This is a genomic window from Streptococcus sp. M143 (assembly GCF_000162495.1).
Taxonomy (GTDB): Bacteria; Bacillota; Bacilli; order Lactobacillales; family Streptococcaceae; genus Streptococcus; species Streptococcus dentisani.
On record NZ_GG730097.1, the window covers coordinates 901,703 to 915,471 of the forward strand.

General features: G+C 40.6%; 14 protein-coding genes and 1 pseudogene. 6 read left to right on the plus strand and 9 right to left on the minus strand.

The window, feature by feature from the left end:
- Positions 1-24 precede the first annotated feature (24 nt).
- Together HMPREF0850_RS11055 and recJ are read right to left on the minus strand one after the other, a co-directional pair.
- Positions 25-1,686, minus strand: coding sequence for a ribonuclease J (locus HMPREF0850_RS11055; RefSeq protein WP_000065601.1), 1,662 nt, complete (start codon positions 1,684-1,686; stop codon positions 25-27).
- A gap of 173 nt (positions 1,687-1,859) precedes the next feature.
- A complete protein-coding gene (gene recJ, locus HMPREF0850_RS11060) occupies positions 1,860-4,082 on the minus strand; it encodes a single-stranded-DNA-specific exonuclease RecJ (RefSeq protein ID WP_025168404.1) in 2,223 nt (740 codons plus the stop codon).
- Between the two features lie 176 nt (positions 4,083-4,258).
- Between recJ and HMPREF0850_RS11065 the strand changes: the two genes are divergently transcribed.
- Genes HMPREF0850_RS11065 through HMPREF0850_RS11080 form a run of 4 tightly spaced genes read left to right on the plus strand, consistent with a single transcriptional unit; the run spans position 4,259 to position 7,181 of the window.
- On the plus strand, positions 4,259-5,017 hold the full coding sequence (locus tag HMPREF0850_RS11065; protein ID WP_001229578.1) for an amino acid ABC transporter ATP-binding protein: 759 nt from the start codon (positions 4,259-4,261) through the stop codon (positions 5,015-5,017).
- A 10-nt stretch (positions 5,018-5,027) separates the two neighbouring features.
- Positions 5,028-5,822, plus strand: coding sequence for a transporter substrate-binding domain-containing protein (locus HMPREF0850_RS11070; RefSeq protein WP_000726192.1), 795 nt, complete (start codon positions 5,028-5,030; stop codon positions 5,820-5,822).
- Between the two features lie 12 nt (positions 5,823-5,834).
- Positions 5,835-6,512 carry an amino acid ABC transporter permease gene (locus HMPREF0850_RS11075; protein ID WP_000131118.1) on the plus strand — a complete coding sequence of 226 codons (678 nt, stop codon included), beginning with the start codon at positions 5,835-5,837 and terminating at the stop codon, positions 6,510-6,512.
- A 9-nt stretch (positions 6,513-6,521) separates the two neighbouring features.
- Positions 6,522-7,181: an amino acid ABC transporter permease gene (locus tag HMPREF0850_RS11080; RefSeq protein WP_000443856.1), complete on the plus strand. Its 660-nt coding sequence runs from the start codon at positions 6,522-6,524 to the stop codon at positions 7,179-7,181.
- 177 nt (positions 7,182-7,358) lie between these two features.
- Here HMPREF0850_RS11080 and HMPREF0850_RS13045 read toward each other — a convergent pair whose 3' ends face one another.
- The 4 genes from HMPREF0850_RS13045 to HMPREF0850_RS11100 all read right to left on the minus strand — a co-directional run bounded on the left by HMPREF0850_RS13045 (position 7,359) and on the right by HMPREF0850_RS11100 (position 9,447).
- Positions 7,359-7,568, minus strand: coding sequence for a GNAT family N-acetyltransferase (locus tag HMPREF0850_RS13045; RefSeq protein ID WP_198001848.1), 210 nt, complete (start codon positions 7,566-7,568; stop codon positions 7,359-7,361).
- Positions 7,569-7,848: 280 nt separating this feature from the next.
- Positions 7,849-8,499 (minus strand): ABC-2 transporter permease, encoded by a 651-nt coding sequence (locus tag HMPREF0850_RS11090; protein ID WP_001228843.1) that lies wholly within the window; start codon positions 8,497-8,499, stop codon positions 7,849-7,851.
- Complete coding sequence (locus HMPREF0850_RS11095) at positions 8,499-9,233, minus strand: ABC transporter ATP-binding protein (protein WP_025168406.1); 735 nt, start codon at positions 9,231-9,233, stop codon at positions 8,499-8,501. The genes HMPREF0850_RS11090 and HMPREF0850_RS11095 overlap by 1 nt, the downstream gene beginning before the upstream one ends.
- Position 9,234: 1 nt before the next feature.
- The gene (locus HMPREF0850_RS11100; protein WP_000646904.1) at positions 9,235-9,447 is read right to left on the minus strand and encodes an AbrB/MazE/SpoVT family DNA-binding domain-containing protein; all 213 of its coding nucleotides are present in this window, start codon (positions 9,445-9,447) and stop codon (positions 9,235-9,237) included.
- 209 nt (positions 9,448-9,656) lie between these two features.
- On the opposite strand from HMPREF0850_RS11100, the pseudogene HMPREF0850_RS11105 reads away from it, so the two are divergent.
- Positions 9,657-10,358, plus strand: a pseudogene (locus HMPREF0850_RS11105) (DUF4037 domain-containing protein); the annotation flags it as partial.
- 285 nt (positions 10,359-10,643) lie between these two features.
- Here the strand turns inward: HMPREF0850_RS11105 and HMPREF0850_RS11110 are convergent.
- From HMPREF0850_RS11110 to HMPREF0850_RS11120, 3 genes are all read right to left on the minus strand, one after another.
- Positions 10,644-11,666 (minus strand): YdcF family protein, encoded by a 1,023-nt coding sequence (locus HMPREF0850_RS11110; RefSeq protein WP_000273628.1) that lies wholly within the window; start codon positions 11,664-11,666, stop codon positions 10,644-10,646.
- A gap of 67 nt (positions 11,667-11,733) precedes the next feature.
- Positions 11,734-12,171 carry an Rrf2 family transcriptional regulator gene (locus HMPREF0850_RS11115; RefSeq protein WP_001167385.1) on the minus strand — a complete coding sequence of 146 codons (438 nt, stop codon included), beginning with the start codon at positions 12,169-12,171 and terminating at the stop codon, positions 11,734-11,736.
- A gap of 56 nt (positions 12,172-12,227) precedes the next feature.
- Positions 12,228-13,070, minus strand: a complete 843-nt coding sequence (locus tag HMPREF0850_RS11120) for a metallophosphoesterase family protein (protein WP_000161103.1) — start codon at positions 13,068-13,070, stop codon at positions 12,228-12,230.
- A gap of 196 nt (positions 13,071-13,266) precedes the next feature.
- On the opposite strand from HMPREF0850_RS11120, the gene HMPREF0850_RS13050 reads away from it, so the two are divergent.
- Positions 13,267-13,641, plus strand: a complete 375-nt coding sequence (locus HMPREF0850_RS13050) for a hypothetical protein (protein ID WP_001233901.1) — start codon at positions 13,267-13,269, stop codon at positions 13,639-13,641.
- Positions 13,642-13,769 lie beyond the last annotated feature (128 nt).

Here is a 13,769-nt window from a genome sequence, read left to right on the forward strand (position 1 = left end):
CTTTTTCTGTAGGTATTCTGCTTATTATTTTGCTTCCATCACGACTGGCAAGATTGCTGGACGACGCTTGGTTTGATCAAAGAGATACTTGGTCAGATTGTCACGAACCTTGCCTTTGAGATCTGCCCAATCAAAGTCATCACCTTGAAGATACTCTTCTACTGTTTGGTTAATCAATTCTGAACTTTCACGGAGAATATCACGACTCTTCTTGAGGTAAACAAATCCACGCGTATGAACACGGGCCTTGGCCACAATTTTCTTCTCACGACGGTTGACAGTGATCGCCACGATAAAGATTCCATCCTCTGACAAGACCTTACGGTCACGAAGGACCACATTTCCAACATCTCCGATAGCATTTCCGTCAATCAAGACATCACCTGCAGAAACTCCTCCAGCAGGGACAAAGTCCCCGTGTTCATAGGACATGGTCGTTCCCTTTTTAGGGATGAAAATGCACTCTGGCAACATCCCAACTGCCATGGCAGCCTTGGCATGCGCATCCAACTCACGATATTCCCCTTGGATAGGGAAGAGGTATTTTGGTTGCAAGAGATTGATCATCAACTGCAAATCACGCGCATTCCCGTGTCCGGATACCCGCAAGCTTTGGGTAATGAGTTTCACCACACCACCAGCTTGGTAGATCATATTTTCCACACGCGCCATGACGGCTTCTTTGGCGATAGATGGAGTGGTTACGATATAAACCAAGTCCCCATCTTTGATTTCCACATAACGGTGGCGGCCGATGGACATCTTACGAAGTCCATTGATAGGCTCACCCATACGACCAGTCTCAAGAATAATCAACTCATGGTCTTCAAAACGAGACATTTCTTTGGGTTTGATTAACAGACTTTCATTGGCCAAAGACAATTTTTTGAGACGAATCGCTGTTCGGACAATATTTTCAACATCAAAACCAGTCAGAACAACTCGGCGACCTGTATCTGCAGCAGCATCAAAAACTTGCTGGATACGAGAGAGGTTGCTGGCAACAGCTGCAACGATGATACGACCTTCCCAGTCCGCAATGGTCTGGGTAATTTCCTCTCCAACTTCGCTCTCACTCGCCACTTGGATATTGCTGTCCGCATTCGCCGAGTCACTGAGAAGAGCTAGGACTCCCTCACGACCAATCTCCGCCAAACGAGCAAAATCAGTCGCATAGGATTTACTAGCCGTCTGGTCAAACTTGAAGTCACCTGTATAAACAATGCTGCCCTTTGGAGTTTTCAAGACGACTCCCAAACTTTCTGGGATGGAGTGAGTTGTACGGAAGAAGGAAACTACAGTTCCTCCAAAGTCAATCTCCGTATCCTCATCAATCACATGGAAGTCATTGAATTTCTTAACAGCATCATTTCCTTTGACAAAGAGTTTTGCCAACTCGATGGTCAACTCAGAGCCAAATACAGGCACCTTAGCCTCTGCCAAAAGATAAGGCAAGGCACCAATAGCATCCGCATGTCCGTGGGTCAAGAAGACCCCAGCGATACGATCGCTATTTTCAAAAAGGTAGTCCATATTTGGAATGACGACATCAACACCTAGTTGTTCATTTTCAGGGTATTTAAGCCCAGCATCCAAAACAAAAATAGAACCATCGATTTCAGCGATGTACATATTTTTCCCATTTTCTCGTACACCACCTAGTGTTGTTAAACTAATATTACTCATTTTCCCTCCGAAACTTAATTCATCTTGATTATAGGGTAAGTTTACCCTCTTATTCTAAAAGTTCTAAAACTTTCAGCCGAATCTTTTCCTACCATTATACCATTTTTTTGATGATTTTCAAAATGAAGATTTGTTTTCAAAAAAGAGCTGGTTGCCCAACTCTTTCCTATCTTCTAGTTTTCTTCCATCAAAAAATCATAAATTTCTTGCACCGTACCCAGCGCCATCATTTCTTGATTTTTTACAGTTTGTTTGAGATTTTGGTAAATCTGACTTTCACTAATTTCCCTTTTCGGCGCTTCTTTATTGACTGTCATGACACCGTCTTTGATCGTCACAAAGTCCAGCTCCTCAAATACTTGAATCATCTTGATCAGCAAGATTTGTTGGATATTGAGATAAGTCGCCAAATCTTTGAGCTTGTAGCGAATATCAAACTCTGGGAACTGGTAGATGGTCTTGTACAATTTAGCAAACTGTTCTCTAGTCCCATAACCTGTCAGATAATAGGCTTTCTCAATATCATTTTTGAAATAGACAGCTGAGAAATCCTGTTCTTGAAAAATGGTCTTCAGCAGGGTAATATCCTCAGGAATGGTTTTTACAACAACCGCCTCACTATTCGCCAAATCCGGCACTTCTCCAGCAAAATCTAAGACTGGAACTCCCTCCGGCAAGGATGCGTTCTTCCCACGAATGTTAAAGAGTTGAACACCTTCCACACGCGCATCCACCATCATCAACTGGAGGGCAGTTTGGCCATTCCATTGATTGACAGACAAGGTGACTGCCAATTCAAGATTTTTTGTTTGAGCAAACTCTGTCGCCCATCTACCTTGTCCGAAGGCCACCACTTCAAAACTCGCCTCGCCCTTGGAAATTTTTAGTTTGAGGTGGGTATTGCCTGCTCCCATGGTACGAGCACTTTCGACATGAAAATCCTTGATATAAAAGACAGGTTTCTGATTGTCCATTCCAAAAGGTGCCAAACGTTCAAAACTTTTAACCGTTTCTAAACTAAGTGTCTCCAAATCCAACTCTTCATCTAGATTTAACTTGTTCTTACCACCAGCATCTGAGCCTTTTTCACGGACATAGTCTTCCAAAATCTGAGATAAATCTGAAAGTTTCTCCACTTCCAGCGTCATTCCTGCTGCACCAGCATGACCTCCAAAGGCTATGAAGAGGTCTCGATGGGGATCCAGAGCTTCAAAAATATCGACCGCTTCCACACTACGAGCGCTACCCTTGGCACGACCTTCTTCTATATTAAGAACGATGACTGTCTGCCCCAATTCCTCTAGCAAGCGCCCAGCTACGATACCCAGAACGCCAGGATTCCAGCCTTCCTTGGCCAAAACCTGGACCTTCTTCTCAGGATCCACCATGGTCTTAGCTTCTTCATAGATGGACTGAACGATTTCCTTGCGCTCTTCGTTTTTCTGATGAATCATGAGGGCAATCTCATGAGCTTCCTCGTCGTCAAAGCCAGTCAACAAACCAATGGCCGGATTAGGATCATCCAAACGTCCCAAGGCATTTAAACGAGGGGCAATCTGGAAACCAACCGTTTCTTCTGTCACTTCATTAGCAGCAATCCCAGCCATGTCCAGCATTTCTTGCAGACCGATGCGCTGAGTATGCCCCAACATTTCCAGACCATATTGAACCAAAATGCGATTCTCATCCGTCAAACTCACCATATCCGCAATGGTACCGATAGCGACCAAATCAAGTAGCTCCACTTGGACTTCCTCTAAAAGGGCACAAGCCAGCTTGAAAGCCACTCCGCAACCAGCCAACTGTTTGAAGGGATAGTCCGCATCTGGATGCTCGGGGTGAACGATGGCATAGGCATCTGGCAAGGTTTCAGGCATGGAATGATGGTCGGTCACAATGACATCCACTCCCATAGCCTGAGCTAGTTCAATAGCCTCGTGACCAGCAACCCCATTATCCACCGTCACAATCAAGGAAATTCCTTCTTGCTTGATAAAGTATTTATAAACACTGGCATTGGGCCCATAGCCATCTGTAAAACGATTGGGTAGGTATACACGGCACTCGGCACCAAGTTGTTCCAAACTTTCCTTCATAATCGAAGCCGAAGTCATACCGTCCGCATCATAGTCTCCATAGATGAGAATATTCTCCCCTTCTTCAATCGCCTGACGAATCCGTTCTACTGCCTTCTCCATATCATGGAGCAGATAGGGGTCATGCAAGTCCTCCAAGGAAGGTTCTAAAAACTTCTTTAGACTTTCTTCATCCTGAATCCCTCTTTCAAATAATAACCGAGCCACTTCAGGACCCAGTCCAGCCTTCTTGGCTATCTTTGTAAAATCCGCATCTTCTACCTGCGGGGCAAACTGCCATTCATAAGTAGGAGTTATCAAAAAAACATCCACTCTTTCTAAGAATTCTATCGTTTCATTATAACATGATTTAGGCTTTTTCTCTATTCAGATTGCTTTGTACAAAAATTTTACTAACTTTTTTCTGATATTATTTGACAAGACAAATCTTTTGGTGTAGAATCATGTTATAAAATCTAACACAAAGGAGATCTCTCATGGCTTTAGTAGAATTTAAACACGTCGAAAAATATTATGGAGACTACCACGCACTCCGCGATATCAATCTCCGTTTTGAAAAAGGACAAGTCGTTGTCTTGCTTGGACCTTCTGGTTCTGGGAAGTCCACTCTTATCCGTACGATTAATGGTTTGGAGGCTGTTGACAAAGGTAGTCTCTTGGTCAATGGACACCAAGTAGCAGGTGCTAGCCAGAAAGATTTAGTTCCTCTTCGTAAGGAAGTCGGCATGGTTTTTCAACATTTTAACCTTTATCCACACAAAACAGTGTTAGAAAACGTGACACTTGCGCCCGTTAAAGTTCTAGGAATTGATAAAAAAGAAGCTGAAAAAACAGCCCAAAAATATCTGGAATTTGTAAATATGTGGGACAAGAAAGATTCCTACCCAGCTATGCTGTCTGGTGGACAAAAACAGAGAATTGCCATCGCACGTGGTCTTGCCATGCATCCGGAGCTCCTCCTCTTTGATGAGCCAACATCTGCTCTTGACCCTGAGACTATCGGTGATGTACTAGCAGTTATGCAAAAACTAGCACATGACGGGATGAACATGATTATCGTTACCCACGAAATGGGATTTGCTCGAGAGGTTGCGGACCGCATTATCTTTATGGCTGACGGAGAAGTTTTGGTGGATACGACAGATGTCGATGACTTTTTCGACAATCCAAGCGAACCTCGTGCCCAGCAATTCCTCAGCAAAATTATCAACCACGAAAGTGACAAAGTCAAATAAGGAGGCGCCTATGAAAAAGAAATTCTTTTTATCCGCATTATTGATTAGCCTTTTCAGTCTTGCTGCTGCAAAACCAGTCCAGGCCGATACTAGCGTCGCAGACATTCAAAAAAGAGGCGAGCTAGTTGTCGGTGTGAAACAAGACGTTCCCAATTTTGGCTACAAGAATCCCAAGACAGGGACTTATTCTGGTATCGAAACCGACTTAGCCAAGATGATTGCAAATGAGCTCAAGGTCAAGGTTCGCTACGTTCCTGTTACCGCTCAAACCCGTGGCCCACTTCTTGACAATGAACAGGTCGATTTGGATATCGCGACCTTTACCATCACAGACGAGCGTAAAAAACTGTATAACTTCACCAGTCCCTACTATACGGATGCTTCTGGATTTTTGGTCAACAAATCTGCCAACATCAAAAGCATTGAGGACCTAAACGGTAAAACCATCGGAGTTGCCCAAGGATCTATTACCCAGCGCTTAATTACTGAACTGGGTAAAAAGAAAGGTCTAACCTTTAAATTCGTCGAACTTGGTTCCTACCCAGAATTGATTACTTCCCTTCACGCTCACCGTATTGATGCCTTTTCTGTTGACCGCTCTATCCTATCTGGCTACATTAGTAAACGGACAGAACTACTAGAAGATAGTTTCAAGCCATCTGACTACGGCATCGTCACCAAGAAATCAAATACCGAGCTAAACGACTATCTTGATACCTTGGTCACTAAATGGAACAAGGACGGTAGTTTGCAGAAGCTTTATGACCGTTACAAGCTCAAACCATCTAGCCATACTGCAGATTAAGGAGGACACCCCATGACAGATTTATCATCTTGGACAGCCTATTTTCAGGATTTTGGACAATTTTTCAATGGTTTCCTCTTCACCCTTGCCCTAGCTATTGGATCCTTTATCCTCGCCATAGTTTTGGGCATCTTCTTTGGAGTCCTATCAACTAGCAAACATCAAATTTTAAGAATTTTGGCTCGTATCTTTGTCGAATTTTATCAAAACACTCCCCTCTTGGTGCAGTTTGTCATCGTCTTTTATGGTCTACCTCTTATCAGTGAACACACCATCATGATTCCGATTTATTGGACAGCTGTTCTCTGCGTGGGGCTCTATCACGGCGCTTATATCGCTGAGGTGATTCGTTCAGGGATTCAATCTATTCCTAGTGGTCAGATGGAAGCTGCTCTCTCACAAGGATTTACCTATATCAGCGCCATGCGCTTGATTATCTTGCCTCAGGCCTTCCGTATCATTCTCCCACCTTTGACCAACCAAATCGTTAACCTCATCAAGAATACCTCTACCGTTGCTATCATCTCTGGGGTGGACTTGATGTTTGTGACCAAGTCTTGGTCGGCTCTAAACGGAAACTACATCCCTGCCTTTCTAGGTGCCGCACTTCTCTACTTTGCTCTATGCTTCCCTGTCGCCCAGTTTGGTCGCAAGATGGAGCGAGCCAACAAAAAAGCCTATTCACTTTAGGAGGTTACTATGGAATCTATTTTAGAAGTTTTGACCCCAGATAACCTAATCTTTATCTTTAAAGGATTTGGCTTGACCCTCTACATTTCTCTGATTGCTATCGTCCTCTCTACCCTGATCGGGACGGTGCTAGCCGTCATGAGGAATGGGAAAAATCCTGTCTTGCGAATCATCTCCAGTATTTACATCGAATTTGTGCGTAATGTTCCCAACCTCCTCTGGATTTTCACCATCTTTTTGGTGTTTAAGATGAAGTCCACACCAGCTGGTATCACTGCCTTTACTCTCTTTACATCAGCAGCCTTGGCTGAGATTATCCGTGGTGGTCTCAATGCCGTAGACAAGGGACAATACGAAGCAGGAATGTCGCAAGGATTTACCTCTGTGCAAATCCTCTACCATATCATTCTCCCACAAGCGATCCGTAAAATGCTACCAGCTATCATTTCTCAGTTTGTAACCGTGATTAAGGATACCAGTCTCCTCTACTCGGTTATCGCCCTACAAGAACTCTTTGGCGCTAGCCAAATTCTCATGGGACGCTATTTCGAACCAGAGCAGGTCTTCAGTCTTTATATCCTGATTGCCCTCATCTACTTCAGCTTTAACCTAGCAATCTCTAGCCTGTCTCGCATGCTAGCCAAACGTTGGCAACAAGCAGCAGAATAAAAAAAGAAATGTGAACTCGAAACAAGGGTTCACATTTTTATATTTTCATAAGTAGAGATACTTTCTTGTGTGTACTGGTCAATTTTAACTCATTTTTGCTCAATCCTACTATACTACTCTATCATTTAACTGATTTTGTTGCAATATATGTTTTAATATTCAAATTATTAAAATATCTCAGAGCTCCAGTATTGCAATAATCTCATTTCCTTCCATATCTCCAGTTTCAGTAAAACCAAATGAATGATATAATTTACAAGCTACTTTATTTTCGGATTCATATGATAGCCAGCAATACTTTGCTTTCCCACAGGGAAAAGATTTAATAAAATTCAAGCCAAAAGCAATGGCTTCCCTTCCAAAACCTTTTTTCTGATACTTAAACATCAAAGGTTATAGTTTCCTCTTGCTATATCAGGCGGATTGTCCCAATAATCGTCAACATTATAGCCAATCATAATAAATCCAACAGGAATTTCACCATCATAGGTACCAAACGGAAATAAAAATTTATTTTGCTACTCTGATACCTACAATTTTGGTATTTCCCATACATTTTTTCCATATGAAACACTGTTCTAACAGCTCCACAACTTTTAATTCTTTATCAGTACCATTTTCTATTGGATTTTCTCCGACAAAATACGGTCACTTAATGTATTCAATTTTATAAATCAATTCTTTCGAAGTCTTTTATAGCTTTCTGATAAGAAAACCAGGTGCATAAGTTAAATATGGCAACACCAAAAAGTAATATTACTATCTGTGGTAAGTTCAAATTTGAAGAATCATTCAAACTTTCTAATCTAGGAATATGGTGTAATATCTCTCCCATGAATATTATGGCAGTTGCGACTGCGCAGAATAGGATAAAAGGCTTCCCAATCTTATAAGCTGTTTTAAAAAAGCCTCCGAGAAAAACACTGTTAAAGGTTGCAAATACAAGCATTATATAGCCAAGATATGCAGCATTTGCATTCATCAACGGATTTGTCACATACAGTGTGGCATCTCCTAAGAGTCTCATCCGAATAATCGTCAGAAAAAGACATAATATGAAAGCTATGCACTCGATAGATAAAACAAATAAATATTTAGCCGTAACCACATCTTGTTTTCTAACTGGCAACATGACCGTGTAGGTGATGTCATCACATTCTCGGACTTGTTGATAAGTATAAAAAATACCAAGACAGATAAAAAAGGAACTGACAAGAATAGGATACCTTGGAATCATCGTAATAGCTGAAAAAGTTATAAACCAATAACTCAAAGGATTTGCTGTTAGTTTCATTTCTTTATAGAGAAGTTTTCTCATCACAAATTCACCTCTTCCCTTTCAATATGCACCATAATATCTTCAAGTGTGGATTTCTGCCCTATTTCTTTCGTGTAATGACTGATAAAATCCTCTTTTCTCTCAGATAAAAGCAATTCACCATTTTTTATATAAGTAATAGTATCTGCACACTTCTCTAAATCACTAGTAATATGAGTAGAAAACAAGATTGCTACCCCTTTTTCTGCTAGTTTTCGAAAGATTTCATTCATCTCATCTCTAGATACTGGATCAAGTCCACTAGTTGGCTCATCTAAAATCAAAAGCTTAGCATGATGAGAAAGAGCTAAAGTAAGATAAAATTTTACTTTCATCCCCTCAGACAGTTCCATAATTTTCTTATTTTCATCAAGTTTAAATGCATCAAGATAATGACGATACGATTCATCATCCCAGTTATCATAAAAAATACGAGTAATGGCGACAATATCCTTTAATTTTTTTCTTTTATAATAATTGGTTCCTCCCACTGCATAACCAATTCGTTGTTTGATTTCATCTTCATTATCCAGATAATCCATTCCAAGAATACGGACATTCCCTGCATCAGGATGAACAAGATTTAGAATGGATTTAATCGCTGTAGTCTTACCTGCTCCATTCCTACCGATAAATCCCATAACCTCACCTGATTTAATATGAAAACTTATAGGTTTCAATTCAAATGCTGAATATTTTTTTGTAATATCATTTACCTCTAAAACATACTTCATTTTATTCATCCTCCTTCTCTTCAAAAGCAATTTCCATCAAGTGTACAAAGGCTCCCTTCGGCGGTATGGCAATTCCACGCTTTTCATCACCAAGAAGCAGAATCGTATCGCCAGGTTTGATATTAAAGACATCGCGCGCCTGTTTTGGTATTACTATTTGACCTTTTTCTCCAACTGTAGCCGTCCAAGCATATTTACCTTTTGGTGCTTTCACAACTATTACCCCCTTTGTGGTATGATTTGTATAACTAATTATACCACTTATCCTAAATAATACAAGTGCAGACTACATCCATTTACCATCATAATAAAATGCTCGTAAAAATATGTACCACTCATCCCAAAACTAAGAATCTTAGACACCTAACCCTAACTCTTTGTAAGTGGTGCTTATTCATTAACTACTCTCTCTAGAAAATATGTGACTACAAACAAAATTCTGACTATGATGTCTATGTCTATCTTAACTCACCTATTGACGAGAAAACTCGTCAAATCATTCTTAGCAACTATTGCTCCTATATGGAAATTGGAAACCAGTTTTGGGAATTAGAGGACGACTGTGTACTAAACAACGGTATCCAAATCGAGTTAATTTATCGTTCGCTGGAGTCGTTTGAACAAGAACTAAACTCAACTGTTTTTCAGCATCAAGCCCAAAACTCTTATACAACCTGTATGTGGCACAATCTACTCCACAGCAAGATTCTATACGATCCAAATGGACACTATGCTTCGCTCCAAAGAACTTACCAGATTCCCTATCCACAGGAACTCAAAAAACAGATCATTGAAAGGCAACTCCTTTTGCTAGAACAAGCCATGCCTGCCTTCTCTCACCAAATAGAAAAAGCTATCAAACGCCAAGATTTTCTCAGTATGAATCACCGCTCAAGTGAATTTTTTGCTTCCTACTTTGACTTGTTGTTTGCGCTCAATGAGCAAACCCATCCTGGTGAAAAACGGATGCTGGAGTACGCAAAGGCCCATTGTACTCTCCTCCCTAAGCAATTTGAAGAAACTATTCGCAAGTATTTCCAACTACTCTATCAACCACAACAAGGAGAACAAGCGATCGTAACCTTGCAAACTATCCTGAAGGAACTAAAAGCCATTTTGCCATAGACAAAAATAAAATGTGAACCTCTGTTGCTGTTCACATTTTTATTTGTCGTTGACTGTAAAATTCTAGTCTACTCATATTCAGTTGCCTATTTTTGACTCTCTCTGAAAATCTGCAACTAGGTTAGAAATTGTTCAATTGATTGACGAGCAATCATGAAGTCGTTACAAAAACCGCACTAACAATCACTTACCCTGCTCTTTCATTACTAGTGACAATTTTGCCCTTAGGGTTACTACAAGATTTTTTAGAGATTCTAACAAGAATTACAATATGAATTTTACATATTACCATAGAACACCTCTATAAGAGAAAATCAGAGCTAAAATTAATAAAATATAAAAGGCAACAAAGAGCCATTTCATTTTTACACAAAGAGCTACATACTCACGGATAAAGGCTGAGGGAATATAATAACCAGCTGTCCGACAACCCAAGCCATCTCCTTTCATACGGAGTTGTCTAGCATAGGTACTTGTCCGAAAAACATGATAGTCATTGGTCACAAAGAGAAAACGTGGACTAGCCACCAGTTTCTCTCCCATTTCTTTTGAGAAGAGAAGATTCTCATAGGTCGTTGTCGAGCTTTCCTCTAGGAGAATGGCTTCTCTCGGAACATCCGTTTCTTCCAGCAAATAATTACAAATTGCCTGAGCTTCAGAAATCTTCTCATCCCCACCTCGACCTCCACTGGCAATGAGTTTAACGTTGGGATTGGACGACTGACGATAAGCCTCTACGGCTTTGTCAATACGGTTCTTAAGTAAGGGAGTTACTTTTTCTCCATTCAATAAGCCTGCACCGTGAATAATAATAAAATCATAATGTTTTTTCTTAGGAATAAAAAGATACAGAATAGAATAAAGTAGAAATCCTGCAAAGGCAAAGCCGAAAATCAAATACGAGTAGATCAGAAAGAAAAAGAAAATATTCACTAGATGATTGGTGTAGAACAAGCCATTGGTATCGCTCATTCGAATCGCCATGATCACAAAAAAGAACAGAATCACGCACCCTAGCCCCAGAGACAAATAATTTGCCTTGGATTTCCCTTCTTTTCTCAATAACACAAATCCATTATAAATCAGGAAAAAGCCACTTAGAAAAACTAAAAAAGGGAGCAAGAGAAAAATCACTGCAAAGAAAATCATGTGCACTTCTTCCTGTCCAGCTTCATAAAAAAGATTGGCAATAGACAGGTAAGAAAAGAGCAGAGATAAAAGCAAGAGAGCTGGATTCCAGAGACTGCGATTGTCCCTAAAAAATGAAATCAAAAAAAGTAGGACGAAAAATCCTGTAATAAAGTACATAGTCTCCTCCTTTGATGACTACATTGTACCATAATTATGGTAATAGAAAAAGAGGAGCCTAGTCCTCTTATTTTGCTATTCTTGCTTCTGCATCTGCCACAACCTGAGCCAGACTCGTCTGACGGAGTTGGTTTTCCATCGCTTCTTGGATATCTAGTAGTTTTTGATCCAAAACTTCATGAATATTGGCCCCTACTGGACAGTTGGGGTTGGGATTATCATGGAAACTAAAGAGTTTACCAGATTTTCCTAAACATTCAACTGCCTGATAAACATCAAAAAGACTAATATCTTGTAAGTCTTTGAGAATCTCGGTACCGCCCGTTCCACGCGCAACCGATATCAGCTCTGCATTTTTGAGTTGGGACAAGGTTTTACGGATAATAACTGGATTGACCCCAACACTAGCAGCCAAAAAATCACTGGTAACTTTTGTTTTCTTCCCTTCTAGAGCGATGATAATCAACATATGCGTTGCAATCGTAAATCGACTTGAAATTTGCATCTCCTTCTCCTTTCACATCCTATCTGATACTCATTATACCCTTTTACGTTGTAATGTCAATTATTACCACTATCTAGCCATGCATCCAACTCGGCATCATGCCCTTGTTCTTGGGCAATTTCATACAGAAGTTCCTGGTTATGAGTGTGGTGAATCCCATTTACCAAACTTTCATAATAGACCTGAAAATAAGGAAGCTTTAAATCCTTAGCCAGCTGCAACTCAGCCTCTACATCATAATCCACTCGACGAAAATCAACATCAGCCAAACCTGTCTCATCAAACTCTAAAATCATATACTGGGCACGCAGGTCCTTACGCAATTTCGCATCTAAAAAGAAGGGTTGCCCAATGGATCCTGGATTAAGGATCAACTGTCCGTCACTTCCATAACGAAGCAACTGTTGATGAATATGCCCATATACTGCGATAGAGGCATGCGGTTCCGTCACTAATCTATCAAAATCTTCTTGTTTTCCCGTATGAATCAACTCTCTACCCCAGTTTTTATCAGGGAGATGGTGAGTGATTCCCACCGTCAAATTACCGAACCGACGGTGAACTTGCATGGGTTGATTGTGGAGGTCTTCGATTTCTTCAGGGCTAATCTCTTCTAAGATATACTGGCATTGGCGTAGGAGATAGCGATGACTAGCTTTTGTTAGATCTAGCTTGCGATGCAAACCACGCCAGAGACTATCCTCCCAATTTCCCAGCACTCTAGCAGTGATGGGCAAATCAGCCAAGAGATCCAAAATCCTTCTACGTCCTGTTCCAGGCATAAGAATATCCCCCAAAAGCCAGTACTCATCCACCTTTGCCACTTTAGCATCAGCCAGTACAGCTTCCAAGGCAGTCGTGTTTCCATGTATGTCTGAAAGAACTGCTATTTTGGTCATTCTTTCTCCTCAATTTTTCTTACTTCTTATGCTAGTATTATAACAAAAAAATTCATAAAGCTTATTATTTCTGCCTATCATAGCACCTTGTAAGGGGTTGCAAATCGTGCTATAATATAGGTAGAGAGTTCCCCTTCATTTAGGATCATGTGGTCTTCAACATTTCTCTATTTTTTCAGATTGGAGGACTATTGCCATGCGGAAATATCTTAAGTATATTCCATACTACCTTGTCCTATTCTTCTTTTACTGGCCCCTCTATGAGTTGCTTTTGCTGCTGATATCTGATCCTTATACGCTGAAAGGGCTTTACATTTACAACATCATCCTCTTTTCACCTTTGGCAACCTTCATCGTGTCCCTTCTTTATAGCTACCGTTTCCAATTCTCACTGTGGTGGCTGCTCGGTATTGCTCTTCTCTATTGCTTTACCATCATCACTTTCAATGAATTCATTCTCGTTTATTTCCTAGCTTATGAACTCTTTGCCCTACTTGGTATGGCTTCAGGTTCAGGTATCAAATACATGCTCCAGCAAGGAAAAAATAAAAAACTTTCACAAAATCCTTGAAAATTCTCGCAATCATGCTATAATAATGCATAGAGACAAGTCACTTAGTCCCTTTCTACTAGAGAGTGCGTGGTTGCTGGAAACGCATAGAGAGCCTAAACTGATACTACTCTACTGACTTTTATGAA

Coding starts and splice junctions, on each gene's coding strand:
- HMPREF0850_RS11055 (WP_000065601.1), bottom strand. CDS start 1,686: ATGAGTAATATTAGTTTAACAACACTAGGTGGTGTACGAGAAAATGGG.
- HMPREF0850_RS11065 (WP_001229578.1), top strand. CDS start 4,259: ATGGCTTTAGTAGAATTTAAACACGTCGAAAAATATTATGGAGACTAC.
- HMPREF0850_RS11070 (WP_000726192.1), top strand. CDS start 5,028: ATGAAAAAGAAATTCTTTTTATCCGCATTATTGATTAGCCTTTTCAGT.
- HMPREF0850_RS11075 (WP_000131118.1), top strand. CDS start 5,835: ATGACAGATTTATCATCTTGGACAGCCTATTTTCAGGATTTTGGACAA.
- HMPREF0850_RS11080 (WP_000443856.1), top strand. CDS start 6,522: ATGGAATCTATTTTAGAAGTTTTGACCCCAGATAACCTAATCTTTATC.
- HMPREF0850_RS13045 (WP_198001848.1), bottom strand. CDS start 7,568: ATGTTTAAGTATCAGAAAAAAGGTTTTGGAAGGGAAGCCATTGCTTTT.
- HMPREF0850_RS11090 (WP_001228843.1), bottom strand. CDS start 8,499: ATGAGAAAACTTCTCTATAAAGAAATGAAACTAACAGCAAATCCTTTG.
- HMPREF0850_RS11095 (WP_025168406.1), bottom strand. CDS start 9,233: ATGAAGTATGTTTTAGAGGTAAATGATATTACAAAAAAATATTCAGCA.
- HMPREF0850_RS11110 (WP_000273628.1), bottom strand. CDS start 11,666: ATGTACTTTATTACAGGATTTTTCGTCCTACTTTTTTTGATTTCATTT.
- HMPREF0850_RS11115 (WP_001167385.1), bottom strand. CDS start 12,171: ATGCAAATTTCAAGTCGATTTACGATTGCAACGCATATGTTGATTATC.
- HMPREF0850_RS11120 (WP_000161103.1), bottom strand. CDS start 13,070: ATGACCAAAATAGCAGTTCTTTCAGACATACATGGAAACACGACTGCC.
- HMPREF0850_RS13050 (WP_001233901.1), top strand. CDS start 13,267: ATGCGGAAATATCTTAAGTATATTCCATACTACCTTGTCCTATTCTTC.